A 26,178-nucleotide genomic window follows, 5' to 3' on the forward strand; every position below is an offset into this window, starting at 1 on the left:
AAATTTCGAAAAATTTGTATTAATTTTTAGTCAGGTTTTGATTTATGCTTTATTTATAGCTTTATTTGCAGAAAAACGTACTTCATGGCAAAAAATTTATTAATCGTCGAATCACCCGCAAAAGCTAAAACTATAGAAGGCTACCTTGGAAAAGATTTCCTTGTGAAATCGAGCTATGGCCACATTAGGGATTTAGTGAAAGGAGATATGGGTATAGACATTAAAAATGATTTTGCCCAAACTTATGAAGTACCTGCAGATAAGAAAAATGTAGTCTCCGAACTTAAGAAACTTGCTAAGGAAGCCGAAATGGTGTGGCTAGCATCCGATGAGGACCGCGAGGGAGAGGCTATTTCATGGCACTTATTTGAAACGCTGGGTTTAAAAAGCGACAAAACAAAACGTATTGTTTTCCACGAAATTACCAAACCAGCCATTTTAAAAGCTATCGAAAACCCCAGAAGTATTGATTATAACTTAGTAAATGCCCAACAAGCTCGCCGTGTTCTAGATCGTTTAGTAGGTTTCGAACTTTCCCCTGTTTTATGGAAAAAGGTAAAACCTTCTCTTTCGGCAGGTCGTGTTCAGTCAGTGGCTGTTCGCTTAATTGTAGACAGAGAAAGAGAAATTAACAATTTCAATGCAGCTGCAGCATATAAAATCACAGCTCAATTCTCTACCGGAAAAGGCAAAGAAACAGTTAAGGCAGAACTTCCGCAGCGTTTCGAAAAAGAAGCAGATGCAGAAAAGTTTTTGCAGGATTGTGTAGCTGCCAAATTCAATATCAGCAGCTTAGAAACCAAACCTGCAAAAAGAAATCCAGCAGCACCTTTTACTACATCTACTTTACAACAAGAAGCTTCCAGAAAGCTTGGTTTTTCTGTTGCCAGAACCATGCAGGTTGCCCAAAGGCTTTATGAAGCGGGTAAGATCACCTACATGAGAACGGATTCAGTGAATTTATCCGATACGGCCCTGGCAGCAGCAGCAGCTGAAATTAAATCTGCATATGGAGATAAATACTATCAGGCCCGAAAATATAAAACCAAATCGGCAGGTGCACAGGAGGCTCACGAGGCCATCCGCCCTACTTATTTTGACAGACATACAGTTGATGGCGATATTTCGGAAAAAAGATTATATGATCTGATCTGGAAACGTTCAATCGCTTCGCAAATGAGCGAAGCTTTATTCGAAAAAACAACTGCTCAGATTGCAGCCTCAACCAGAAAAGAAAATTTAGTTGCAGAAGGTGAAGTCTTAAAATTTGATGGTTTCCTAAAAGTCTACCTGGAATCTACAGATGATGAAGAGCAGGAAGAAAAAGAAGGTGGTGCAATTCTTCCGCCCCTGACTAAAGGACAAGAATTATTTTTAAAAGAAATGCAGGCTACTGAACGCTATTCTCGTCCGCCTGCAAGATATACAGAGGCTAGTTTGGTAAAGAAACTAGAAGAATTGGGTATAGGCCGTCCGTCTACGTATGCACCTACCATTTCTACGGTTCAAAATCGTGGTTATGTGGTTAAAGAAGATCGTGATGGCAAACAACGTAAATTTACCTCTATCATTTTAGCTGATGGTACTGTTAAAAAGGAGATAAAATCTGAAATTACAGGAGCAGAAAAATCCAAACTCTTCCCTACCGACATAGGCGAAGTAGTAAACGATTTCCTGGTAGAACACTTTAAAGGTATTGTTGATTTCAACTTCACTGCTAAAGTGGAAAAAGAATTCGATGAAATTGCCCAGGGCTTGCAAGAATGGACCAAGATGCTTCATTCTTTCTATAACCCATTCCATTCGGAAGTAGAAACTACGCTGGAAACTGCAGAACGTGCTACAGGTGAGCGATTATTAGGTATAGATCCGGCGACAGGCAAAAATGTTTATACCAAAGTTGGAAAGTTTGGTCCTTTGGTTCAGATTGGAGAATCTGATGACGAAGAAAAACCGCAATATGCCAGCCTGATGAAAAATCAATCGGTAGGTACAATTGTTTTAGCTGATGCGCTGGAATTGTTCAAACTTCCTTTTTCACTTGAAGATTATCAAGGCAAAGAGGTAATGGTTGGCGTTGGCCGATTCGGTCCTTATGTAAAATGGGGTGAAAGCTTTATTTCGCTTCCTAAAAATGAAGACCCACTTTCCGTTACCAATGAGCGGGCTATCGCTATTATAAACGAGAAAATGGATGCCGATGCACCTATTGCACATTATCAGGGCTTAGGGGTTACAAAAGGCAAGGGGCGTTTTGGTCCATTCATTAAATGGAACGACCTTTTTATCAATATTCCTGCAAAAGGCTATGATTATGATAACCTCTCTCAGGCAGATATTGAAACCTTAATCAGCAAAAAAGTAGAAAAAGAAGCTAATCGCTATATCAAAACCTGGGATGCAGAAAAAATCTCAATTGAAAATGGCAGATGGGGGCCTTTTATCCGCTTTGGCAAATTAATGCTTAAGCTTAGAAACAACGAAGCAACAAAACAAAAATATACTGCTGAAGAATTGGTGGATATTGACCTGGAAGTGGTAAAGAAAATGATTGTAGAGCAGGTTCCTAACGCATTTGAAACGAAGAAAAAAGCAGCGGCTAAAAAGGCTCCGGCCAAAAAAGCTGTAGCTAAAAAGAAATAGGTAAAATAACTAGAAATTTATTGTGAAGGCAGATTTACCAGAAAATATAGTTGAAGATATTGCAATGGCAGTGGTATTGATGAGTGAAACTCCAGAAGTAAAAAACTGGACAGTTTACCTTGTCAATTTAAAAGATCAGCCAATAACTAATGTACTCATCAGCTCAAAAGGATATGGAGAAAAGGATGGAAAACCTGTAAAAACTTCTATATTAAGACATTTTATAGGCGATATGGATGCACATGCCTTTTCAGGCGTAGAAGCAATAGATCCTGAAGTTTTTGGACTAACAAATGAATACTGGTTGAGCTACTACATTGGTTCAACCATCTATGATAAAAAATTCATCTTTCTCCCGGAAAGCATAATAGACTCGAATTTAATTAAAATCCCATTGGTAAACAGACCAGGGGTAATGATAAAATGATTTGGAGCTCGGAGTTTGGAGCATTATATCAAACTCCCAACTCCCAACTCCCAACTCCCAACTCCAAACTCAAGACTCAAAACTAAACCACCGGCACCTTAACGGCCTGTCTTCCCAATAACTTCCAGCCTCCTTTTTCTTTGGACCAAATTAAAAGGATATATAATTTTACTGTTCCCGGAACATTCTTATCATTGGTTTTGGCACTTAATGTATGTCTAACCAGGGCTGTTTTGCCTTGAACAGTCACCGTTTGATCGGATAAATTAATCTCTACAAAATCAGATTCAGCGGATAACAAGGAATGCATAAACTCCCGTTTATTCTGAATTTTTCCACTTGAATGGCCGTAACTAAGCTTATCCAGCACCAATTTATCTAAAGCAGCACTGTCTGGAGTGATCATTAATTTGGTTAAAGTATTCACAGCATTTTCGATATCGTTTTGCTGAGCAGAAGAAAGTTGAATAGACATCATAAAAAAGCTAAGGTAAATCAATATTTTTTTCATGGTATTTGGTTAAATGAATGATATCCGTAAACATATCCAATTCCATCAGCACTAGCAAATTAAGCTTGTAATTTTTAAAAAAATTTATTTTAACGGTAATTTTAGTTATTTTTCAACTTAATTATAATTACTCAAGGTAAAACCCTTAAAAACTGACTATAAATATTCTACCCTATTTTAGTCTGAGACTATCTTTGAACACTACCTATTTTCAAACATGGAAAACACATCTAATTACCGGTCTTCGTCCAAAAAGAAATTCATCTTTATTGGCTTATTGGCACTCTCAATTGGTGCTATTGCATTCATTTTTTTTAATCGAAAGAAAAAAAATCTGGAAGATAACCAGGCCTATGCTAAATACATCGAAGCCTACACTTCGGGAACCATTTCTAAGAAAAGCTTTATCAGGGTTCATTTAGCCAATGCTGCGCAAGGCATGCAAGACCTTGGAAAAGCAGATTCCAGAGAATTATTCGACTTCTCTCCGTCCATTAAAGGAAAAACCTATTGGATAGATCCTCAAACAGTAGAATTCAGGCCAGAAGAACCTTTAAAATCAGGTGAAACCTACGAAGCCACTTTTAAATTATCGGAGGTTTCTGCCACGGAAAAAGGTCTCGAAGATTTTGAATTCGAGTTTAAAGTAATTACGCCTGGAGTAATACTGAATCAAAATGGTTTGGTTTCGCAAAACAATACTTCATTGGAATATATGAAGCTGACAGGCGAAGTACTAACTGCCGATGTTGAAGAAACCCAAGCCATTGAAAAGATACTAACGCTCGATTTTGCTCAGAAATTAGCAGTAAAGTGGCAACATGACCCCGGAAAAAACACATCTAAATTTACCATAGATAGCATTAAAAAGAAATCTTCAGATCAGACTTTAAAATTAACCTGGGATGGGGATGCTATTGATGCCGACCAACAAGGCGAGATAGAAGTTCGTGTTCCGGCAATTAATAAATTCGAGGTTTTGGATATGAAAGCCATTCAGGGAGAAGAAGATTATGCCCTGGTGCAATTCTCCGAACCTATTGGTGTTGGACAGGATCTTACCGGTATGATTACCCTTGGAAATTTAACCGATTTACGCTATACCATAGATGCCAGTCAGGTTAAAGTATATGCTGCAGAAGAATTAAAAGGCAATTATAACTTTAACATCAATGCAGGTGTAGAAAATATAAATGGTAAAAAATTAAGCAATGGCAAAACAGCTAACCTCACTTTTGAAGACAAAATTCCTGCTGTAACTATTGCTGGAGCTGGTACAATTTTACCTAATTCGGGTAAATTGGTGTTGCCTTTTGAAGCCATTAACTTAAAAGCAGTTGATGTTACCGTAATTAAAATTTATGAAAACAATATTCCTCAGTTCTTCCAAAGCAACAGCTATAAAGACGGAAATGAGTTAAGACGGGTTGCTAAACCAATCCTTCAAAAAACTATCCGGTTGGATGAAGATAAAGCCTTAAATCTCCATAAAAAGAATCGTTTCACATTGGATTTGGACAAAATGATCCGAACCGAACCTGGTGCCATGTATAGGGTTACGATAGCGTTCCGTCATGAATATAATGCTTACAATTGTAAGGCAAATAACGAAAATAATGATCAAGGAGAGGGATATGAAGAATACGAAGGTTATGGTGAAAAAATTGATGAAGATGATGAGTTTTGGCAAAGATACAATAACTATTACCCACAAAATTATCGTTGGACAGATCGTGACAACCCCTGTACACCATCCTTCTACACCAATGAGCGTTGGGCGAGCAGGAACCTAATTGCTTCCAATATTGGTTTGGTAGCCAAACGAGGAAATGACAACAGCATGCTTATCGTAGCAACGGATTTGTTAACGGCCAAACCGCTTAGTGGTGTAAACTTAGAACTGATGGACTATCAAAAGCAAATTATGTTTACCACTAAAACTGATGGTGATGGATTTGCCTCATTTGATTTAAAAAGAACGCCGTTTCTTCTGATTGCCAAGAACGGTTCAGAAAGAGGATACTTAAAATTAGATGACGGGAGCTCACTCCCACTTAGTCGTTTCGATGTTGGTGGCGATGTTGTTCAAAGTGGCTTAAAAGGCTTTATTTATGGCGAACGTGGCGTTTGGCGTCCAGGTGACAGTCTTTATGTGTCTTTCATTTTAGAAGATAAACAAAAGAAATTACCTGCAAACTACCCTGTTACCATGGAATTTTACAATCCTAAAGGCCAACTGTACAAAAGGCTGATTAATGGAAAACCTGTAAACGGGTTTTATACTTTCAAAACAGCAACCGAAAGCACTGCACCAACAGGAAACTGGCTGGCTAAAGTAAAAGCGGGTGGAGCAACTTTTAGCCGAACGCTAAAAGTAGAAACGGTTATGCCAAATCGATTGAAGATTGACTTTAATGTAGGAAATCGAACATACTTAGAAACAGGAACTTCAACCGCTACCCTGTCTGCCAAGTGGCTTTTTGGTGCAGTAGCACAAAATTTAAGGGCAAAAGTAGATGTCAATCTGAATACCACAGAAACCAGGTTTAAAGGTTTTGAAGGATTCAGTTTTGATAACCCAACGATCAATTTTCAATCTCAGGTAAAAACCATTTTCGAAGGCTCACTCAATCAAAATGGAACAGCAACTATCAATACTAATTTGAATGAAGGAAATGCAGCTCCGGGTGTGCTAAGGGCAAACTTTACCACTAAAGTATTCGAACCTGGAGGAAATTTCAGCATTGATAACTTCAGCATCCCCTATCACGTGTACCACAGCTATTTAGGCGTTAAAGCTCCTCAGGGAGATCGCTTAAGTGGCATGCTGGTTACAGGCAAAGATCATAAAATAGAAATTGTCAATGTGAATACTGGCGGTAAATTAATTGCCGGATCTAAAACTGTTCAGGTTGAACTTTACAAAACGCAATGGCGATGGTGGTGGGAACAAGACAACCAATATACCTATGCTAACTTCACTCAAAATCAATACAATAAACTGATTGAAAGTCACCAGGTAAATCTGACAAACGGAAAAGGCAGTTGGAATTTACGAGTTGATGAACCGGAATGGGGAAGATATTTGATTTTAGTAAGGGATCTAAATGGCGGCCACGTTACCGGTAAATCTGTTTATATTGATTGGCCGGGCTGGGCTCAACGAGAGCAGGGCAGCAATCCTACAGAAGCCTCCATGCTTTCTTTTACAGCCAATAAAGAAAAATTCTCAGTTGGAGAAGAAATTACCTTGACCATCCCGACAGGTAAAAACGGACGAGCATTGATCTCAATCGAAAATGGCAGCCGGGTGCTCAAAACTTTCTGGGTAGATACCAAACAAGGTCAAACACAATTTAAATTCAAGGCAGAAAAAGAAATGGCGCCCAACGTTTTCGCCAACGTTACGCTTTTACAACCGCATGCGCAAACAGTTAACGACCTCCCGATCAGGATGTATGGTGCTATCCCGCTTTCGATAGAAAATCCGCAAACAATTTTAAAGCCAACCATCAAAATGGCTGATAAAATTAAGCCTGAAACGGAAAACACCATTACTGTAGCTGAGCAAAACGGTAAGGCGATGACTTACACCATTGCTTTGGTAGACGAAGGTTTATTAGACTTAACCCGCTATAAAACGCCTGATCCGCACAGTGCTTTTTACGCTAGAGAGGGACTTGGTGTAAAAACCTGGGATTTGTTTGATTATGTTTTGGGTGCCTGGGGTGGAAATTTAGAACGGATTCTCAGTATTGGTGGTGATGGTACAGTGAACAAAAATCTTAATCCGGCAAAAGCAAACCGATTCAAAGCCGTGGTTAAGTTTATGGGGCCTTTTGCACTTGGTAAAGGTGAACAGAAAACCCATAAATTCAAACTTCCACAATACATCGGTTCGGTTAGGGCAATGGTGGTAGCCGGCCAGGAAGCCGCATATGGTTTTGCAGAAAAATCTGTTCAGGTGAAAAAACCTTTAATGGTACTTGCAACCTTACCGAGGGTTATTGGCCCGGGCGAAAGCTTTACCCTTCCGGTAACGGTTTTTGCTACAGAAAGTAACTTAAAAAATGTCTCTGTGCAATTACAAGCCAGCAACCTCATTGTGCAAGGTGCTAATAAAACACAATTGTATTATAAACAAACTGGTGAGCAAATGGCTTATTTTGAAGTAAAAGCTCCAAATCAGGTAGGCATTGCTAAAGTCCGGGTGTTAGCACAAAGTGGTGCTGAAAAAACTGCTTACGATGTGGAAATGGACATCCGCAATCCAAATCCTTATGTCACTAATGTGGTATCGGCAACGGTACAACCACATACTAAATGGGCAGTTAATTACGCCCCTATTGGCATGGCTGGCACCAATTCAGGTACCCTGGAAGTGTCTTCTATTCCAGCAATTAACCTGAGTAAACGTTTAGGCTATCTGATTCAATATCCTCATGGTTGTATCGAACAAACAACCTCGGGTGTATTTCCACAGCTTTACTTAGATCGCCTAACGCCATTAAATGCACAACAAAAAGCTTCAACGGAGAAAAATATCAAAGCTGGAATTAACAAACTGAAAGGTTTCCAAAGTACCGATGGCGGCTTATCTTACTGGCCTGGAGAAGGCAGCTCTGACGAATGGGGAAGCAACTACGCCGGCCATTTCTTAATTGAAGCTCAAAACGCCGGCTACACACTTCCTGTAGGCTTGTTAGAAGAACTGATGAGATTCCAGAAAACAAAAGCAAATAGCTGGGCTCCAAACAGCAATAATTTTTATGGTGGAGATTTAGCCCAAGCCTATCGGTTGTATACGCTTGCACTTGCTAAGAGACCAGAAATGGCTGCAATGAACCGCTTGCGTGCATTCGAATATTTATCTGTAGCAGCTAAATGGCGCTTGGCAGCAGCGTATAAGTTAGCCGGACAAAATGATATTGCTCAAAATATGATTCGGGGACTGGATACAGCTGTCAAACCATACAATCAGCTGGGAGGCACTTACGGTTCTGATGTTCGTGATAATGCAATGATTCTGGAAACCCTCACCTTGTTGGGCCAAAAAGCGAAAGCAGCTTCACTCCTGCTACCTTTAGCGGCTAAATTAGGCGAAAACACCTGGTACAGCACACAAACCACCGCTTACAGTTTATTGGCAATAGCAAAATTCTGCGGTTCTAATCAATCAGCAAACAGACTGCAGTATCAATATACATTGGATGGAAAAGCAGGCAATATCAATAGTACACAGTACATCAACAGCACTTCACTTGGCTTCAAAGGGAATACAGCCACGCTTACCAACAATGGAAACAATGTACTCTTTATCAGACTGGTACTATCAGGACAGCCCCTTGCAGGGCAAAATAATTTCCTGCCTAATCGTCCGGAGGTGTTAGACATGAGTGTCAGTTATAAACGCTTAAATGGTACACCATTAGACCCAACGACCATTAAACAGGGAACTGATTTTTATGCAGAAGTTACCATTAAAAACCCAGGACAAATGGGTTATTACGAACAAATGGCCTTGACACAAATTTTCCCTTCAGGCTGGGAAATTATTAACACCAGGGTAAATGATAACCAAAGCATCCTGGCTTCATCTCCATTCACTTATCAAGACATCAGGGATGACCGTGTTTTCACCTACTTCAATATTCGTGAAAATGAAAGTCTGGTCTACAAAGTGCTGTTAAATGCATCTTATCTCGGCAAATATTATTTATCTGCCGTTCAATGCGAAGCCATGTACAACAATGATATCTCTGCAACAGAAGCCGGCAAATGGGTGCAGGTGGTTAAATAAATAAGAATCAAAACTTTAAACCTCGTAGATAATGCCTGCGAGGTTTAATTTCTTTAATCCATGAATAATAAAATCCCGAGAGCCTTTATTGTTTCAGACATTATATGTTTTTTGCTGCTGCTGTTTTTTCTGCTTGCACTTCCTAAAACATTATTCAAATCGCCTACCTCTTATGTGATTGAAGCCAGCAATGGGCATCTGCTGAGTGCGGCTATCGCAACCGACGGGCAATGGCGTTTCCCTGTTGCGGACAGTGTTCCGGAGAAGTTTAAAAAATGTATCATTGCTTTTGAAGACAAACGTTATTACCAGCATTTCGGAATTGATTTCCTGGCCATGAGCAGGGCCATGCGCCAAAACTGGAAAGCCAAAAATGTAGTTAGTGGTGGAAGTACTTTAAGCATGCAGGTTATTCGCCTCTCACGAAAGCAAGACCGAACCCTCTGGCAAAAACTTCTGGAGGTGATCTTAGCGCTTCGACTGGAATTAAAATACAACAAGGAGGAAATCATAGGATTATATGCTGCCAATGCGCCATTTGGAAGTAATGTTGTCGGACTTGAAGCAGCCAGCTGGCGGTATTATGGCCGTAATGCGGAAAGTCTTTCCTGGGGCGAAATGGCTACACTGGCAGTCCTTCCTAACAGCCCCTCGCTGGTTCATCCAGGAAAAAATTCAGCCCGTTTAATCAAAAAGAGAAATGACCTGCTAGATAAACTGGTTAAACTCAGGGTAATCGATCAAACAACGGCCAATTTATCCAAGCTTGAACCTGTGCCAGGTAAACCCTTACCCCTGCCACAACATGCACCCCACTTATTAAATCGCTTCAAGGCAGAAGGAGCAAGTTTAGGTTTTAATGCAACCAAAATTACCTCAACCCTGAATGAAGATATCCAACTAAAAGTTAACGGCATTCTAAAACGTTATAACAACCGATACCGTGCAAATGATATTAATAACATCTCTGCTTTAATTTTAGACGCCAAAACCGGAGAAGTTGTCTCTTATGTAGGAAATATTTACCAGCCGGAAAATATGGCTCTCGAAAGTCACGTTGATATGATCAAAGCCCCCAGAAGTCCGGGGAGTACTTTAAAACCCTTGTTGTATGCCAGTATGTTAAATGATGGTTTCATTCTGCCACACACATTAATACCTGATATCCCTACTCAAATTGCCGGCTATTCACCTCAAAATTACGATTTAGGCTACGATGGTGCAATTGCGGCTGATAAGGCCCTTAGCAGATCCCTAAATATCCCTGCGGTAAAAATGCTTCAGCAGTATAAGTATGAGCGTTTTTACGATAAACTTAAAAAGCTTGGAATTGGCACGTTAAACCAACCCGCAGATCATTATGGTTTATCGCTTATTCTTGGTGGCAGTGAGGTAACGATGTGGGATTTGACCAATACATATTTAGGAATGGTGAGGACATTGAACCATTTCAATACCTACAAAGGATTATATAATCCTGCAGATTATCAGTCCGCAAATTATATCTCAAATCTAAAATCAGAAGGTAATGGCGAAGAGCGTACCTCCCATCTGGATCACGGGGCCATTTGGTCAACCTTCAATGCGATGGAAGAAGTGATGCGTCCGGGTGATGAAGGTTTATGGGAGCAATTTTCATCTTCACAACGAATAGCCTGGAAAACCGGAACCAGTTTTGGATTTCGAGACGCCTGGGCAATCGGTTTAACGCCACAATATGTGGTATGCGTTTGGGTAGGCAATGCCGATGGAGAAGGCCGTCCCGGATTAGTGGGTATAGAGGCTGCAGCACCGGTACTATTTGATATTTTTAGATTATTACCCAATGGTAAATGGTTTGAAATCCCCATAACGAAGCTAAAAAAAGCCAAAATTTGCAAACAGAGTGGCTATAAAGCAGGTGAATATTGCCAGGAAGCAATAGAAGAACTTATCCCCACAGCTGGCGAAAAAACAATCATTTGCCCCTTCCATAAACGAATTCATTTAGATCAAACAGGTACTTACCGGGTAAATGATCAATGTGAGCAGGTAATTAATATGCAACACCAAAACTGGTTTATACTGCCTCCTGCCATGGAATATTATTATAAAATTAAAAACAGCGATTACCGAAGTTTGCCTCCTTTTAAACCAGGTTGTGATATGGGGAGTAATGCCGGAACAATGGAATTAATCTATCCAAAAAACGGAGCTTCAATCTATATCCCATTGGAAATTGACGGTACCAGGGGCAAAATAGTGTTAAATGCTGCACATAGAAGCAACAACAGCAAGATTTACTGGCATATCGATAACGAATATGTGGCTACCACAGCAAACTATCATCAATTGGCGGTTAATCCTGCTCCGGGTAAGCATACGTTAACATTAGTAGATGAAAATGGAGAACGTCTGGTTCAGTATTTTACCGTTTTGGATAAAGAGCAAAAAAAATAACTGTTATTTCAGGTTCTTCCTCTCAATTCTAAATGTTCAAATAAGTCGAGCAATTCAGCTTAAAGAAAAATTCATTTATCACATCAAACTTCCGTCTGAGTAACCACCAATCTCCGTTCCACGGTTCCATACACGATCAGATATTGAGCAATCATATAGCTGGCCATAATTAATGCTCCGCTTTGAGGTATTGGATGACTAAATTTATTCACGGCCAACACACTATCGGATAGCAGGAAGAAAAGTGCACCATATAAAATCAGGTTAAAACTAAACAGATTTACTTTTCCATATCGGTTTACTGCCATTATCGCCATCACAGTGATGATGATTGCATACATTAAAACCGGAAATTGCATAGCCTCAAGACGGGGTTGTAAATAAAAAAACAGCCCTGAGCAAAAAATTGCAAAAGCACCAACCGCCCATAAAAAATAAGGATTTTTATAGTCTGGATTAGATTTATGATCTAATATAAAAGCGCGGATATAAAAAATATGACAGAGTAAAAAAGCTATCAATCCATAAATAAAGAAACTGGGTTGATTAATTTGATACATCAGGAGAACATCACCTAACAATGCAAAAATCAATCCTACCAAGATACGTTTATGAAATCTACCCCTTAACCTGGTTGCAGAAACCAACCAGGTTGCCAAAATAATAACGATAAGCGGTTTGGTAAAATTACGAACCGAGGCATTCGCAGTATATTCCGCATACAGCTGAAGAATAAAAACAATGGAAAATAGAAAGGAAAATAATTTAGTCTTCATCGGACTCGAAATTTGATGTTTGCAATTTGTAGAACCAAATTACGGATATTAGCATTACACCGCCAAAAATAACTTGATAACCTACGGGAAAGCTTAACAAGATTAACAATATCAATCCAACTGTTAACCTGATGTATTCAAATTTTATCTGCCACATCTTTTGCTCCAGTAATGCACCGCAAGTAATTAAAGTTAAAATGGTAAATACAGCAGCACTCACTAGTGGTAATATTTCCAATTTATGATAAGAAAATAAAATGATTGATCCGGCAATCAAAGCCATTAAAAATTGGAAAACGACATATCCATTTATTTGCTGATGATAGCTTGGATTATACTTTTGATAACGTAAAGTATCAATTTCTGGTGCATGCTGAAAACCACCTAAATGTGACGGATACCAGCCAGGGGGCTTTAAAAACACTTTGATTTTATCTTTCCAATTTGGCGATTTCTTTGCTGTTTGGATCAAATCACCCCAATAATGGAAGTTAGCCCAAACTGGATTCCAACTTGCCAGAGGCTTGGTAATTCCATAATAAACCGGTTCGTCTTCCTTCTGAAAAGTTCCAAATAGCTTATCCCAAATAATTAATGTACCTGCATGGTTCTTATCAATATATTTAGGGTTAGAACCATGGTGTACACGGTGGTGTGAAGGCGTATTTAGAATATGTTCCAAAAATCCCATGGTCTTAATTGCCCTGGTATGGATCCAAAACTGATAAAGGGTATTAAACGAGCTTAAGGTTAAAAACATTACCGGATCAAAACCAACAAAAGCCAATGGCAGGTAAAACACCCAGCTAAACCAGCCCTGAAACCAGCTTTGTCGTAATGCAACTGTTAAATTATATTCTTCAGATTGATGATGAACGATATGTGCAGCCCATAACGCGTTTACTTCATGACTCATCCGATGAAACCAGTAGTAGAAAAAGTCTACACCGATGAAAAGCACTATCCAAACCCAAACGTTCCTTGGAAGATCCAATAATCTCCAATGTTCAAAAATATACTTATAGCCGAAAAACAAGGCTGCTTTCATGAAAATACCAGTAAGCTGCTGTCCTATACCCTGACTAAGGTTTGAAATGCTATCATTTAATCGATAGTAATTAAACTTATTATAAAAATTATAAGCCAGCTCTATCCCGATCAGGATAAAAAAAACAGGTACTGATAGTGCAATGTAATCTACCTTCATGTTTGAAAACTGTGCACAATACATCTCTAACAGAACTTGTGCCTTGGTTAGAATTTATTTCAATTTAAGCATTTTCACAGGAAGATAAAATGGACAACATGTAATATTTACGGGTATTTTTCCATACTTATTGTTTTCTAATCTCTGATGCTTAACTTTGTTTCTCCAAAGTATTCAACTCTGGTATACTTTGATCACCATCATCCCGCTTTTATGAAAAAAATATTTGTTATTTTATTCTTAATAATCGTTGCATACCAGGCTAAAAGTCAAACTTTAGTTCTCTCAAAAGATGCCAAGCAATATTTAGGTAAAACAGTTACCATTTGTGATTCTGTTTACAGCACAAAAGCATTTGAAAAAATAAATTTGATCAATTTAGGAGGTGCCTTTCCAAAAGAGCTGATTACAATAGTGATAAATAAAGAAGATGCTGCAAAATTTTCTGCAGAACCTGCCAGCATGTTTTTGGGCAATAACATTTGTGTAACTGGTGTAATTTCCGAGTTTAAAGGTAAAATGCAGATTATAGTAACAGAGCCAAAACAAATTGTAGTGAAATAAAAAACTACACCTGCCAGGTAGCTTGCCTAATCAACCAATACCGGATGAATTCATAAAAACCTAAAGCACCTCCATGATACAGGAGGTGAACTTTAAGTTTGAGCGTTAATTTATGGGTAATATGATGAACTAAAACTACTTTGAGATGCTTTTGGTGCAGTAAATCCCAATCCACTGCCTGCAATAGTTAGATATCCTTATGATCTGGGATCGAAGATTGCAATTACATTTGATATTTCACAAAGACTTACACAGAACACTGTAAATCCTTTACAGAAATACTGCTTTTCAGGACAAAACCGATAAATGTTTAAACTCCTGCAGCTTTCAAATGCAGCGTTTACCTGACAGGCATTTCAGCTTGGCTAAGCTTCCAATCTGTTTTCAACTCTTAAAGCTTCTATCTTAAGCATTACCAAGGGGAAAGGTAAGGTCCTGATCAACAACCGCTATATTTATGGCTTCCTTGCCTTTATTATGAACTAAGACCTTATAATTCACTATCGACCCAACATTAGGCTCTTTTAATTTAGACAGGAATTTTTCACTATCTGCAAACAGCAGCTCAGTTCCATCATCTGGGGCAATAAAGCCAAATCCTCGTTCAGCATTATACCATCTCACTTCTCCTTTAGGCATGATTCATTAAGTTTTTCTTACTGATAAACACTTCATTTTCAATCACATTCACTTAATGCAAAAAAAAAGCAATTTCGGATCAATAAACAGAGGATACAATACTTAAAAATTAGTATTTAAATGGAGAAGAAGAATAAATTATATAGTTTTGAGTTCACTAGTAAAATACCTATGCTTTTTAAAAAGAATATCACCATATCACTTTTCATTTTATTTATTTTTTGTTTTACTACCCTAAGTATTTTTATTTTCCACCATCCGATATTACCCTTAGATATCAGAATATCATTGCTCATTCAGAAGTATCACGCCAACTGGTTAGATAAAGTTATGCTTGGCATAAGCTTCTTCGGCGAAATCCCTTACTCATTATTATCTGTACTAGTAGTTGCAGCCATCTTCTACTGGAAAAAATTTAAACGGGAAGCGCTTTTTATCACCTTTATTTTATTTTCAGGCTTAGTTATTCTGGGAATAAAAAATATTATCAACCGGCCCAGACCCACTGGCTTTCATGTAAGGTTGGTAGAGGTATTCCGGTTTCAAAGTTATCCGAGTGGGCACGTACTTTCATACTTCTTATTCTTCGGATTTCTAATTATTTTGATGAGTACTTTGAAGCAGATCACAAAAGGAACCAGAATAGTAATAAATTCTATCTCTGCTTTTTTATTGATTATGATTGCACCATCGAGAATATATCTGGGTGCGCATTGGTTTACAGATACCCTTGGGGGAATGTTACTGGGATTAATCTGCCTATTTCCGATGTGTTATTTCTATTTTAAAAAAGAAAATAATTAAATATTAGTCCATCAAATTTTGCTCCTGCTTTGATTTCTTCCTCAACCTGCTTAAAGTTTCTATACGCATACCTAAGTATGATGCCAGAAACTTTACCGGCACCCTGAAATGCAATAAGGGATGTGTTTCTTTAAATTGTTTGTAACGCGCCTCCGCTGATGGAATTCTGGAAAGAATGGATCTTTCTTGAGAAACATGATAATGTATAGCCAGAAGTTTTCGGCCCAGAATGTTTGTTTCAGGAAACTTAGTATAAATCTGGTCAATGATATCATAAGGCAATACAACCAGCTCGGTATCTTCCAATGCCTGCATATGTTCCTTATAATTCATCTTTGGGATACCCGGATTACGAATATTTCCAATTAAACTGTTTTCATCCGTTAACCAAACAGTAATATCCTTGTCTTCATCCATAATAAAGCCTCTTACAGCGCCCTTTACAATAAAAAACAAGCATTCTGTACATACTGCATCTGGACAAACCAAAAGTGCATTCTTCTTAACTTTCACATTATATGTGTGAGCCATGCACATTTCGATGACCTCTGGAGTTTGTGGTTCCAATCCATTAAAAAACTTAATCAGAGGGGCATTCTCCATTTCCCTATTTACCGCATCCATATACTTATCATACACCTATTGTGTTATGCAATGTATTATTTCAATGGCAATTTTCCAAATATTTTACTACACAAGAGGCATTGAAATTTAGGATTTCAGAAATCACAATAAGTTAATGTGTAGTTTATAAATTATAAAAAGTGTAGCATTACTTTAATTTAACACAAGGGCAAAAAAAATCTGATAATTTTGCAGCCATGATCAATCCACAAACAAAAGCATTTCTTTTCGACCTCAATGGGACAATGATAAACGATATGGCCTTTCACAACCATGCCTGGCATGATATTTTAACAGCAGATCTCGGTGCAAAAATTAGTTTCGAAGCAGTAAAGAAGGAGATGTATGGTAAAAATCAGGATTTGCTCGAACGTGTTTTTGGAGTTGGGCATTTCACACAGGATCAGATAGATCAGATTTCGATTGAAAAGGAACGTCGTTATCAGGCTGCCTATAAAAAACATTTAACTTTAATTCCGGGTTTAGCAACCTTTCTGGAAAAAGCCAAACACGCTGGTATTTTGATGGCTATCGGTTCTGCAGCTATTCCTTTTAATATCAATTTTGTTTTAGATAACCTGAATATCCGATCTTACTTTTCTGCTATCGTAAGCGCAGAAGATGTAAAAAACAGTAAACCGGATCCCGAAACATTTAGCCAGGGAGCAGATATTTTAGCGGTTAAACCAGAAGAATGTATTGTTTTTGAAGACGCTCCTAAAGGCGTAGAAGCCGCATTAAATGCTGGAATGAGGTGTATTGTACTTACAACAATGCACACAAAGCAGGAGTTTAACCATCCCAATATCATTACTTTCATTGAAGATTATAACGACCCGGCTTTGGATAAACTTTTTGAATAAAAGAGGATGTTAGCCTCGTACCAACATCCCCCAAAGCATATTTTTAATTGCCGAATTTATAAATAGAACTGGTTTTGTAAACCTGGCCTGCTTTCAATACGGTACTTGGAAATGCTGGTTGATTTGGTGAATCTGGAAAATGTTGTGTTTCCATCGCAAAAGCAGTTCTAAAATCATCCTTCGCTCCTGTTTTAAAAGTATTTTTACTTTGCATAAAGTTTCCGCTATAAAACTGTAAGCCAGGTTCCTGAGTATAAATATCCATTACAATACCTGATTTATCGCCTTTAACCATGGCTGCATGAAACATGCCCATACCTTTAGTTTTATTTAGAACATAATTATGGTCGTAACCTTTACCAAAAGTTAATTGTTCATTTTTATCTTCTACCCTGGCTCCAATAGTTGTGGCTTTTGTAAAGTCAAACGGGGTTCCGGCCACTTTTTCCAATTTACCTGAAGGGATTAATGTAGAATCTACAGGGGTGTATTCATCTGCAAAAATTTGCACTTCATGATTTAAAATACTCCCACTTCCGTCTCCGTTCAAATTAAAAAAAGCGTGATTGGTTAAGTTTACAATTGTATTTTTATCCGTTTTAGCCTCATAATCCATTTTCAACTCATTATCATCAGTTAAAGTATAGGTTACTTTAACATCTAAATTACCCGGGAAATTTTCATCTCCATCTTTAGATAAATAATGGAGTTCCAAGGTATGGTCATTGGGTTGAGTTGCATCCCACACCACATATTGATAGCCTTTTTTGCCACCATGCAATGTATTTTGCCCATTGTTAGTGAAAAGTGTATAAGTTTTACCATCCAGGGTGAACTTGCCTTTAGCTATTCTATTTCCATAACGACCGATGGTTGCACCAAAATAAGGTTCTGTAGATTTTTCATAATCCGATACACTTTTAAATCCCACCACTACATCCACCAATTTACCTTCCTTGTTAGGAATTAACAAGCTCACTAACCTACCACCATAATTGGTAAAAATGGCTGATGCATTGTGTTTGTTTTTTAAAGTATACAATGCGGTTTGCTTACCATCAATTTCTTTTTTAAATGAATCGGCTACCAATTTAACAACAGCTGTAGAATCAGCATTTAAACTATCCGAACCCGAAGCTTTTTTACTTTCTGATTGACATGAGGCTATAGTTATACTCGCTAAAGCGGCCAAGCCTGTAATAGATCTTAATTTCATAGAATGGAATATTTGGTTTTTTTAGATTAAGTTTTAAATATAGTAATAACAGTTATATTTACAAATAAATCGTTTTAGTTAACTGGACTTCAAAATCATTTCACCCAATTATCATTAAGGTATCAAGGCACTGATAGCAATTGGATCAGGCGAAATAGAATATCCGAATTTGATAAAATCTCATTATTATTGCTGGAAATCAGAACCCCAAATATGAATCAGAATATATCAGCAACACGTTACGATAATATGGAATATCGTCGCAGTGGAAAAAGTGGCTTAAAATTACCAGCAGTATCGCTTGGCCTTTGGCACAATTTCGGCCACGTTAACATGCTGGAAAACAGCAAGAACTTAATTTACACCGCTTTTAATAACGGTATTACTCATTTTGACCTGGCCAATAACTACGGCCCCCCTCCCGGTTCGGCAGAAGAAAACTTTGGAAAAATACTTCAGGATGATTTTAAAGCCTGTCGCGATGAGATGATTATATCCAGTAAAGCTGGATATACCATGTGGGATGGCCCTTATGGTGACTGGGGATCAAAAAAATACCTGGTCTCGAGCCTGGATCAAAGTTTAAAACGGATGAAACTGGATTATGTGGATATCTTCTATCATCATCGTCCAGATCCGCAAACACCGTTAGAAGAAACCATGAACACATTAAGTCTGATGGTTCAGCAAGGCAAAGCTTTATATGTTGGTATTTCAAATTACCAGGCAAACGAAGCTGCAAAAGCCATTAAGATTTTAAAGGAAAACGGCACTCCATGCCTCATCCATCAACCTAAATATTCTATGTTTGAACGTTGGGTAGAGGGTGGTTTGTTGGATGTTTTGGAAGAAAATGGAGTGGGTTGTATTCCCTTCTCTCCTTTAGCGCAGGGAATGTTAACCGATAAATATTTACATGGCATCCCAGCCGATTCCAGGGTGGCTACCAGTGGTATTTTCCTTAAAGAAAGTAACCTGACACCAGATCGTCTTCAAAAAATAAGCAGGCTTAATGATGTGGCCAAATCCAGAGGTCAAAAGCTAGCCCATATGGCTTTATCATGGATTTTAAAAGATAGTCGAATTACATCTGTTCTCATTGGTGCAAGCAAGCCGGAACAGATTATAGATTCTATCCAATCATTAAAAAATACCCAGTTCAGCACAGATGAAATTAAATTGATAGATGAAATTTTAGGATAAACCAGCCTGCGAAGTTTTCAAACTTCGCAGGTATTAAAACCTCCCACATCTTTATTTAGAATAATTAAAAATAATTTTGCAAATATCAAAGGAATACAGTTCCTTTGCGGCAACTAAGAATTAATCTAAATAAAGACAATGGATCTAAAATTTACTTCAATCTTTAAAGTATTGATATTGTTTTTCCTTTTCGGAGGAAATGTCATGGCTCAATCCAAAAACGGAAGCATTTCAGGTGTAATTAAAACAAGTGATGGCATTCCGGCATCATATGTAAGTGTTGGACTGAAAAACACTTCTAAAACCACGCAAACCGATGAAAAAGGCGGTTTTAAATTCAAAAATGTTCCGGAAGGTACTTATACTATCAGAGTTTCAGCCATTGGCGTTTCTACTCAGGAGAAATCAGTAACCGTAATAGCCAATCAAAACAATCAATTGGATTTTTCAATTGCCCAATCTGCTTCTCAATTGGACGAGGTAGCAATTACCGGTTATAAAACACCAAATAGAAAACCAGTGAGCTTAGGTAAGGTTGCCATTGCACCAATGGATTTACCGCAATCTGTTCAAATTATTGGCACACAAGTGATTGCTGACCAACAAATAAATACCCTTGGTGATGCACTTAAAAATGCAAATGGGGTTGCTTTAGGCGCTAACAGAGGCTCTGTTGGCGAAAATTTTTATGCCAGAGGATATAGCTTAGGTTCAAATAACGTGATGAAAAATGGAGCAAGAACTACCATAGGTGGTGTTCCAGACGCCAGTACTTTAGAATCCGTAGAAGTATTAAAAGGAAGCTCTGCATTACTTTACGGTGGTGTATCTGGTGGTGCTGTAGTAAATATGGTAACCAAAAAGCCTAAATTCGAAACTGGTGGTGAAGTTTCTTTGAGAAGCGGAAGCAACAGCTTTTATAAACCTATAGCCGACATCTATGGTCCAATTTCAAAAAAATTAGCTGTTAGGGTAATTGGTACCTACGAAAATGCAGGAAGTTTCAGAGATAATGTTGATTCGAAAAAACTTTATGTTAACCCTTCTTTACTTTACAAAGTTTCTGACAAAACTGAAGTTTTATTACAAGGAGATTATCTGAAAAATGATTACACACCCGATTTCGGTGTAGGAACTGTTGATAACAAAATAGTTGATTTTGGAAGAAGTTCCTTCATTAACGCTCCTTGGGCTTATAACAAAACAAACACCGCAACAGCACAATTAAATGTCTCACATGTATTTAATGATTCATGGAAATTAAACATTATAGGTGCATTACAATCTTACAACCGTAACTATTTCGGAGCTGAGCGACCATTTGCAAATGCACAAGGAATCGCAGCCAGAACTTTAACCAGAAGTCAGCAACAGGAATTTACCTACAATCAGCAAATTAACCTAAATGGTAATTTTAAAACCGGATTTTTAGGACACACTTTATTATTTGGCGCTGATGCTGATCAAAGTAGGATAAAATCAGATGGTGGTTACTATTACAACAACGATAAAAAGGCAACATCATTGAACTATGGAAGTGTTAATTTATTAGATCCAGGTACTTATTTTGGATCAGGTATTGAACCGACTACAACGGCTACAACCAATACCCTGGCAAATGTTTACAGATTGGGAACATTCGTACAGGATTTGATCTCTGTAACTGATAAATTCAAAGTTTTAGCAGGAATCAGATGGACTTTCCAAAAAACACCTACTACTTCAATTACAAATCTTGAAACAGGTAACGTTACTTCAGGAACAACTGCAGACAAAATTGATAAAGCTTTCTCTCCAAAAGTTGGATTGGTATACGAGCCTTTAAAAACCACTTCAATTTACGCCAGCTATGCAAACAATTTTGTTTCAAACTCTGGAACAGATATTAACCTAACTCCTTTGTCACCTTCTACCATCGATCATTATGAAGTAGGTGTTAAAAACGATTTATTAAAAGGAAGGTTATCAGTGAACGTAACCTGGTATAGAATCAACAATAGCAACTTTGCACAACAGGCCTTAGTAAAAGCAGATGGTACACCAAACGCAGATAGTAATATTAAAGAATTTTCTGGTAGTACAGCCAGCGATGGTTTAGAATTAGACGTAACGGGAACAATTGTGAAAGGCTTAAATTTCATTGCTGGTTATGCCTACAATTATATGAGATACACATCAACAAGAGATGTTACCACTATTACTCCTCCAACTGGTGCTCCGGTTGTGTTGGCTGGTATTGTTGAGGGAGAACGTTTAGTTGGAACAACAAAAAATACTGCTAATGGTACTTTATTCTACACTTTCCAGGAAGGAACATTTAAAAATCTAAAGCTCGGTGCATCTGCATTTTACACAGGTGATCGTCTTGGAGGAAGAAATACTACAAAAAACAATTCATCAACAGGAATTATCCCATTAAGTGGTTTTACTACTTTTGATTTTTCTGCAGGTTACGCATGGAGAAAAGTTTCATTATTGGCAAAAGTATCTAATATCACCAATGAGTTAAACTACTTCGTACACGAAAATTACAGTGTAAATCCAATTGCACCACGTCAGTTCATGACTACCCTATCTTACAAGTTCTAAGATCAATAAATATTATAAAGCAGAAGCCCCTTATCAAATTTGATAAGGGGCTTTTTGAATTAAAACTAAGGAGACGTTTACTTAAAGAATGATTAATACCGTTCCGGATTTACCTAAGTGAAAATAATAATGTACTTCCCGGGTACGTAGAATTTTTTCAATGTTTTTTACTTTCCCTGATCTTCCGAACTCATCGGTTACCAAATCACCAATCTTAATTTTGTCTAATAAAGTGCTGTTCGCGGAGCATCTCCGAATATTAATAATATTGCGCTGCATAGATCAAGGGTTAAAACTTTACTTACGTAACCTTAACAGGCTTAGATGTCACTGCATGCGTAACATTTACATTACTTAAATTAAGCTAACCATGTTGATGTACAAGCTCATACACCCGCTTCATGTACAGGGCTTCATCTATCTTAATAAAAAATTCTGTCCACTCCTCCCTGGTAAATACCAGGCTAATATCAGGAAACGGTGTAGATAGAATAACAACTTCTCTTCCATCAGGATTAGTTTCGAGATAGTCATCAAACTGAAGTTTTTTAGTAGCAATGTGGAAAGCGTCAAACTGATCAAATGAGAAATTCATCAATACCCCTGAGCGCCATATATTTAAAACTTTACAGTTATCGCATTGCGCGATGGTAATGTTTTCATTTTGAGCGAGTACGGTTGTTTTACACATAATGATCTTATTGAGGGTGAACTAAACAAATATCGCATTATTTAGAATTATTCCAAATAAAAATAAAAGAAATTTAGGGTAAAAAAAATGCCAGATTAAATCTGGCATTTACTATCAATTTGCTAATGATTAATGAGCATCATAAATTATAACCTTCTCAAAATAAACTCTAAACTCATCTAGAAAAGCCTTATGGAGCGGATGTACCTGGTAAACATCATGGCCAGCCATATCTTCAAAAATGAGTAATAAGCTGAATGTGTAAGTTGTATCTACTACAGCGCGTTCGATTGGTGCTGGCGTACCTACATGAAAGGTTTTTACAACATCAATGTTTTCTAAGGTCTGTAAGCTGTTTTTAAAGGCAACTTTCTGTTCTTCGGTAGTATCGGCTTTAAGCCAGAATAAAACGTGGTGAGCTATCATTTTTTGGTGTTTTTTTTTGCCAAATATAAGCAAACCATTAAAAGAACTTTATTAAAAAAACAGTTATTCAAAAATGCGTTTTGCCGCAGAAATGGCTGCTTTTAAATCTATTCCTTTTCCCAGCACACCTTTAAACAAATCTCCGGTCTCTTTTAGCCTATCCACCGCATTAAAAATATGGAAATCTTTCATTTTTAATCCTGGCTTCACTTCATCCCAGTCAAGAGGCATCGAAACCGTTGCTCCGGGTTTTGGTCGCAGAGAATAAGGTCCCGCAATGGTAGCTCCTGGCCTGTTTTGCAAAAAATCCAAATACATTTTTCCTTTTCTGGCAGCAATCATGCGTTCCAGAGAAGTGTAATCAGGAATCTGCTTATGAACTAAACTCACAATAATTTTCGCAAACAACTGACTTTGATCATAGCTGTATTTCGCATTAAGCGGAATATAAATGTGCATACCGGTAGAACCCGAAGTTTTACAGTAGCAAGGTACATTTAATGCATCTAAGACCTTCTTGGTTTCCAAAGCTGCATTGATTACTTCATTAAAACTATTTTTATCAGGATCAAGATCAATTACGCAATAATCAGGATTATCAGGTTTTTGAACCCTGCTGAACCAGGGATTGATTTCAATACAACCTAAGCTAGCCATCCAAAGCAGTGTGGCTTCATCATCTCCAACAGCATATTCCTTTTGCTCGCCATCACTTGTTTCGTAAGGAAAGGTTTTAACCCAATCTGGTGCTTTACCTTTCACATCTTTCTGATAAAAACTTTGCCCATGTATACCACCCGGAAAACGGTTTAAAGATTGGGGCCGATCTTTTAAATATGGCAGGATATAATCGGCCATCTGATAATAATAGTTAAACATATCCCGCTTGGTAATCTTATCTTCAGGCCAGTATATTTTACTCAGATTCGTAAACTTAAGCTCATGTCCCTTGATTTTTCTCACCTGTGTTTCATCCTTTGGATTAAGAAAGGTTTTAGCCCCGTTACGCTTTGGGGGTTTTACAGCATCTGCATGAGGTTCTTTAGTTTCATCCTTCACCAGGTCTTCAGTTGGTTTACTTATTTCACGCAATACTTCACTGGCTTTTTTATCTTCCCGCATGCCTTTAAATGAAGGATGACGAAAAACACCATCTTCAGTTACTTCAGTAAAAGCTACCTCACATACCAAAGCTGGCTTTAACCAGGTTGCCTTAGCCTTGGGCGGGTTTGGCCTAAACCGAGAGGGTTTATTTACATCTGGAATCTCCTCAAAGGGACTTTTATCTGTAATTAATGGTTTAAATTGCTCCATCATTTGCTTCTGAACCTTGTCTGAAAAGCCCGTACCTACTTTTCCCACATACTGAAGTTCTCCGTTTTCATAAACACCCAGTAACAAAGAGCTGAAATATTTTGCCGTATCTTCATTTTTAGTGAAGCCCGCTATCACCACTTCCTGCCTTTTACTCACTTTAATTTTTAACCATTCTTTAGAGCGCAGGTTCGGGCTATACAAGCTGCTCACTTTTTTGGCTATTATTCCCTCTAATCCCATCCGTTCTGCGGCAGTAAAAAAATCGAGCCCGTTGGCTTTAAAAACTTTACCCAACCTAATATGGTCATCGTTTGCTGGCAGTATTTCATTCAGTATCGATTGCCGTTGCTCCAGCTGAAGATTTGTTAAATCTTTTCCTTCATACCATAAAAGATCGAAAATATAAAATACCAACTCTCCATCAGCTTCACTCCTCCAGTTTTGTAAAGCACCAAAATTGGAGATACCCTTATCATTTAAGACCAGAATTTCACCATCGAAAACGGCCTTAAATTTCCATGTTTTCAATATATTATAGATGGGATAAAACTTCTCGTTAAATGACTTATTATTTCTGGAGTAAATGTCTGCTTTCCCTTTATCTACAAATGCAAGTGCCCTATAGCCATCCCATTTAACTTCATATTGCCAGCCTGGGTCGTCAAAAGGCTCATCAACCAGCGTAGCAAGCATTGGCTTGATACCTTTCGGCATAGCAGATTTAGGGGCTAATTTCAAAATGGCTTTTATATCTGTAGCTCCATCCCCACCCGTTGTTTTGAATACTTCATCTACGGTTTTTTCGGTTTTTTTCTTAGGACGAATCGGTTTTTCTCCACCATCCGTCCAAACTTTTTCTGAACTTGTTTCCATCTTTTTGATGGTTTTACCAGAAATCACCGACTTGTCTGCCTTTGTAATGTCTTTAACAGAGGCATAATCGTCTTTGTGCTTAATTAATAACCAACCATTTTCACCCATTCCATTGGTTTTTACCAATGCATATTCTCCCTGAAGTTTTTCTCCATGTAGCTTTATCTTGAGCGACCCATCATGCAGTTGTTTCAGGAGGTGCTTTTCCTGGGCCTTTTTCCCTTTAATTTCTTCAATGGGTTCATAAGTACCCTCATCCCATACAATTACGGTTCCACCACCATATTCACCTTTAGGGATAATACCTTCAAAATCTTTATAATCAAACGGATGATCTTCAACCATCATGGCAAGGCGCTTATTTTTAGGATCAGTTGACGGACCTTTAGGAACTGCCCAGCTTTTCAATACGCCTTCCATTTCTAACCTGAAATCATAGTGTAGTCGTGAAGCATCATGCTTTTGGATCACAAAAAGTAATTTATCCTTGTTTTTGCTTTTACCAGATTTAGGTTCAGCAGTTTTAGTAAAATCCCTTTTTGATACATATTGTTTCAGTCCCATAA

The 26,178-nt window shown here is 37.9% G+C and carries 19 protein-coding genes; 9 read left to right on the plus strand and 10 right to left on the minus strand.

Annotation, left to right across the window (positions count from 1 at the left end):
• Positions 1 to 84 precede the first annotated feature (84 nt).
• Both topA and ACQY77_RS03450 read left to right on the plus strand, forming a co-directional pair.
• Positions 85 to 2,643, plus strand: a complete 2,559-nt coding sequence (gene topA, locus ACQY77_RS03445; protein ID WP_421939384.1) for a type I DNA topoisomerase — start codon at positions 85 to 87, stop codon at positions 2,641 to 2,643.
• A gap of 22 nt (positions 2,644 to 2,665) precedes the next feature.
• On the plus strand, positions 2,666 to 3,070 hold the full coding sequence (locus tag ACQY77_RS03450) for a hypothetical protein (RefSeq protein ID WP_421939383.1): 405 nt from the start codon (positions 2,666 to 2,668) through the stop codon (positions 3,068 to 3,070).
• Between the two features lie 82 nt (positions 3,071 to 3,152).
• On the opposite strand, the gene ACQY77_RS03455 is transcribed toward ACQY77_RS03450, so the two are convergent.
• Entirely contained in the window at positions 3,153 to 3,581 is a 429-nt protein-coding gene (locus ACQY77_RS03455; protein WP_421939382.1) for a nuclear transport factor 2 family protein, read from the minus strand.
• A 217-nt stretch (positions 3,582 to 3,798) separates the two neighbouring features.
• Between ACQY77_RS03455 and ACQY77_RS03460 the strand changes: the two genes are divergently transcribed.
• Positions 3,799 to 9,381, plus strand: coding sequence for an alpha-2-macroglobulin family protein (locus ACQY77_RS03460; RefSeq protein ID WP_421939381.1), 5,583 nt, complete (start codon positions 3,799 to 3,801; stop codon positions 9,379 to 9,381).
• Positions 9,382 to 9,441: 60 nt separating this feature from the next.
• Positions 9,442 to 11,820, plus strand: coding sequence for a penicillin-binding protein 1C (pbpC, locus tag ACQY77_RS03465; protein ID WP_421939380.1), 2,379 nt, complete (start codon positions 9,442 to 9,444; stop codon positions 11,818 to 11,820).
• Between the two features lie 83 nt (positions 11,821 to 11,903).
• On the opposite strand, the gene ACQY77_RS03470 is transcribed toward pbpC, so the two are convergent.
• Positions 11,904 to 12,596 carry a lysoplasmalogenase gene (locus ACQY77_RS03470; RefSeq protein WP_421939379.1) on the minus strand — a complete coding sequence of 231 codons (693 nt, stop codon included), beginning with the start codon at positions 12,594 to 12,596 and terminating at the stop codon, positions 11,904 to 11,906.
• Positions 12,586 to 13,803 (minus strand): sterol desaturase family protein, encoded by a 1,218-nt coding sequence (locus ACQY77_RS03475; RefSeq protein WP_421939378.1) that lies wholly within the window; start codon positions 13,801 to 13,803, stop codon positions 12,586 to 12,588. Before ACQY77_RS03475 ends, ACQY77_RS03470 begins: the two co-directional genes overlap by 11 nt.
• A gap of 213 nt (positions 13,804 to 14,016) precedes the next feature.
• Between ACQY77_RS03475 and ACQY77_RS03480 the strand changes: the two genes are divergently transcribed.
• Entirely contained in the window at positions 14,017 to 14,367 is a 351-nt protein-coding gene (locus tag ACQY77_RS03480; RefSeq protein ID WP_421939377.1) for a hypothetical protein, read from the plus strand.
• Between the two features lie 405 nt (positions 14,368 to 14,772).
• Here ACQY77_RS03480 and ACQY77_RS03485 read toward each other — a convergent pair whose 3' ends face one another.
• A complete protein-coding gene (locus tag ACQY77_RS03485) occupies positions 14,773 to 15,006 on the minus strand; it encodes a cold-shock protein (protein ID WP_421939376.1) in 234 nt (77 codons plus the stop codon).
• Between the two features lie 120 nt (positions 15,007 to 15,126).
• Here ACQY77_RS03485 and ACQY77_RS03490 point away from each other — a divergent pair, with 120 nt between their 5' ends.
• The gene (locus tag ACQY77_RS03490) at positions 15,127 to 15,810 is read left to right on the plus strand and encodes a phosphatase PAP2 family protein (RefSeq protein WP_421939375.1); all 684 of its coding nucleotides are present in this window, start codon (positions 15,127 to 15,129) and stop codon (positions 15,808 to 15,810) included.
• A 3-nt stretch (positions 15,811 to 15,813) separates the two neighbouring features.
• On the opposite strand, the gene ACQY77_RS03495 is transcribed toward ACQY77_RS03490, so the two are convergent.
• A complete protein-coding gene (locus ACQY77_RS03495) occupies positions 15,814 to 16,449 on the minus strand; it encodes a Crp/Fnr family transcriptional regulator (RefSeq protein ID WP_421939374.1) in 636 nt (211 codons plus the stop codon).
• A 182-nt stretch (positions 16,450 to 16,631) separates the two neighbouring features.
• Between ACQY77_RS03495 and ACQY77_RS03500 the strand changes: the two genes are divergently transcribed.
• Positions 16,632 to 17,297, plus strand: a complete 666-nt coding sequence (locus ACQY77_RS03500) for an HAD family hydrolase (RefSeq protein WP_421939373.1) — start codon at positions 16,632 to 16,634, stop codon at positions 17,295 to 17,297.
• Positions 17,298 to 17,340: 43 nt separating this feature from the next.
• On the opposite strand, the gene ACQY77_RS03505 is transcribed toward ACQY77_RS03500, so the two are convergent.
• Entirely contained in the window at positions 17,341 to 18,513 is a 1,173-nt protein-coding gene (locus ACQY77_RS03505) for an aldose epimerase family protein (RefSeq protein WP_421939372.1), read from the minus strand.
• A gap of 213 nt (positions 18,514 to 18,726) precedes the next feature.
• Here ACQY77_RS03505 and mgrA point away from each other — a divergent pair, with 213 nt between their 5' ends.
• Positions 18,727 to 19,716, plus strand: coding sequence for an L-glyceraldehyde 3-phosphate reductase (mgrA, locus tag ACQY77_RS03510; protein ID WP_421939371.1), 990 nt, complete (start codon positions 18,727 to 18,729; stop codon positions 19,714 to 19,716).
• Positions 19,717 to 19,854: 138 nt separating this feature from the next.
• Positions 19,855 to 22,305 (plus strand): TonB-dependent siderophore receptor, encoded by a 2,451-nt coding sequence (locus tag ACQY77_RS03515; RefSeq protein WP_421939370.1) that lies wholly within the window; start codon positions 19,855 to 19,857, stop codon positions 22,303 to 22,305.
• A gap of 81 nt (positions 22,306 to 22,386) precedes the next feature.
• On the opposite strand, the gene ACQY77_RS03520 is transcribed toward ACQY77_RS03515, so the two are convergent.
• From ACQY77_RS03520 to ligD, 4 genes are all read right to left on the minus strand, one after another.
• Entirely contained in the window at positions 22,387 to 22,584 is a 198-nt protein-coding gene (locus ACQY77_RS03520; protein ID WP_421939369.1) for a hypothetical protein, read from the minus strand.
• 85 nt (positions 22,585 to 22,669) lie between these two features.
• Positions 22,670 to 22,996 carry a hypothetical protein gene (locus tag ACQY77_RS03525; protein ID WP_421939368.1) on the minus strand — a complete coding sequence of 109 codons (327 nt, stop codon included), beginning with the start codon at positions 22,994 to 22,996 and terminating at the stop codon, positions 22,670 to 22,672.
• A gap of 129 nt (positions 22,997 to 23,125) precedes the next feature.
• Entirely contained in the window at positions 23,126 to 23,422 is a 297-nt protein-coding gene (locus ACQY77_RS03530) for a Dabb family protein (RefSeq protein WP_421939367.1), read from the minus strand.
• A 63-nt stretch (positions 23,423 to 23,485) separates the two neighbouring features.
• Complete coding sequence (gene ligD / locus ACQY77_RS03535; RefSeq protein ID WP_421939366.1) at positions 23,486 to 26,176, minus strand: DNA ligase D; 2,691 nt, start codon at positions 26,174 to 26,176, stop codon at positions 23,486 to 23,488.
• Positions 26,177 to 26,178: the final 2 nt, after the last annotated feature.

The sequence above is a fragment of the Pedobacter sp. genome, from assembly GCF_965279535.1.
GTDB lineage: Bacteria > Bacteroidota > Bacteroidia > Sphingobacteriales > Sphingobacteriaceae > Pedobacter.

Excerpts from the sequence above, each read along its gene's own strand:
- ACQY77_RS03490 (WP_421939375.1), top strand. The coding sequence starts at position 15,127 with ATGGAGAAGAAGAATAAATTATATAGTTTTGAGTTCACTAGTAAAATA.
- ACQY77_RS03520 (WP_421939369.1), bottom strand. The coding sequence starts at position 22,584 with ATGCAGCGCAATATTATTAATATTCGGAGATGCTCCGCGAACAGCACT.
- mgrA (WP_421939371.1), top strand. The coding sequence starts at position 18,727 with ATGAATCAGAATATATCAGCAACACGTTACGATAATATGGAATATCGT.
- ACQY77_RS03515 (WP_421939370.1), top strand. The coding sequence starts at position 19,855 with ATGGATCTAAAATTTACTTCAATCTTTAAAGTATTGATATTGTTTTTC.
- ACQY77_RS03470 (WP_421939379.1), bottom strand. The coding sequence starts at position 12,596 with ATGAAGACTAAATTATTTTCCTTTCTATTTTCCATTGTTTTTATTCTT.
- ACQY77_RS03505 (WP_421939372.1), bottom strand. The coding sequence starts at position 18,513 with ATGAAATTAAGATCTATTACAGGCTTGGCCGCTTTAGCGAGTATAACT.
- ACQY77_RS03460 (WP_421939381.1), top strand. The coding sequence starts at position 3,799 with ATGGAAAACACATCTAATTACCGGTCTTCGTCCAAAAAGAAATTCATC.
- ACQY77_RS03525 (WP_421939368.1), bottom strand. The coding sequence starts at position 22,996 with ATGTGTAAAACAACCGTACTCGCTCAAAATGAAAACATTACCATCGCG.
- ACQY77_RS03480 (WP_421939377.1), top strand. The coding sequence starts at position 14,017 with ATGAAAAAAATATTTGTTATTTTATTCTTAATAATCGTTGCATACCAG.
- ligD (WP_421939366.1), bottom strand. The coding sequence starts at position 26,176 with ATGGGACTGAAACAATATGTATCAAAAAGGGATTTTACTAAAACTGCT.
- ACQY77_RS03485 (WP_421939376.1), bottom strand. The coding sequence starts at position 15,006 with ATGCCTAAAGGAGAAGTGAGATGGTATAATGCTGAACGAGGATTTGGC.
- ACQY77_RS03500 (WP_421939373.1), top strand. The coding sequence starts at position 16,632 with ATGATCAATCCACAAACAAAAGCATTTCTTTTCGACCTCAATGGGACA.
- pbpC (WP_421939380.1), top strand. The coding sequence starts at position 9,442 with ATGAATAATAAAATCCCGAGAGCCTTTATTGTTTCAGACATTATATGT.
- ACQY77_RS03455 (WP_421939382.1), bottom strand. The coding sequence starts at position 3,581 with ATGAAAAAAATATTGATTTACCTTAGCTTTTTTATGATGTCTATTCAA.
- topA (WP_421939384.1), top strand. The coding sequence starts at position 85 with ATGGCAAAAAATTTATTAATCGTCGAATCACCCGCAAAAGCTAAAACT.
- ACQY77_RS03475 (WP_421939378.1), bottom strand. The coding sequence starts at position 13,803 with ATGAAGGTAGATTACATTGCACTATCAGTACCTGTTTTTTTTATCCTG.
- ACQY77_RS03530 (WP_421939367.1), bottom strand. The coding sequence starts at position 23,422 with ATGATAGCTCACCACGTTTTATTCTGGCTTAAAGCCGATACTACCGAA.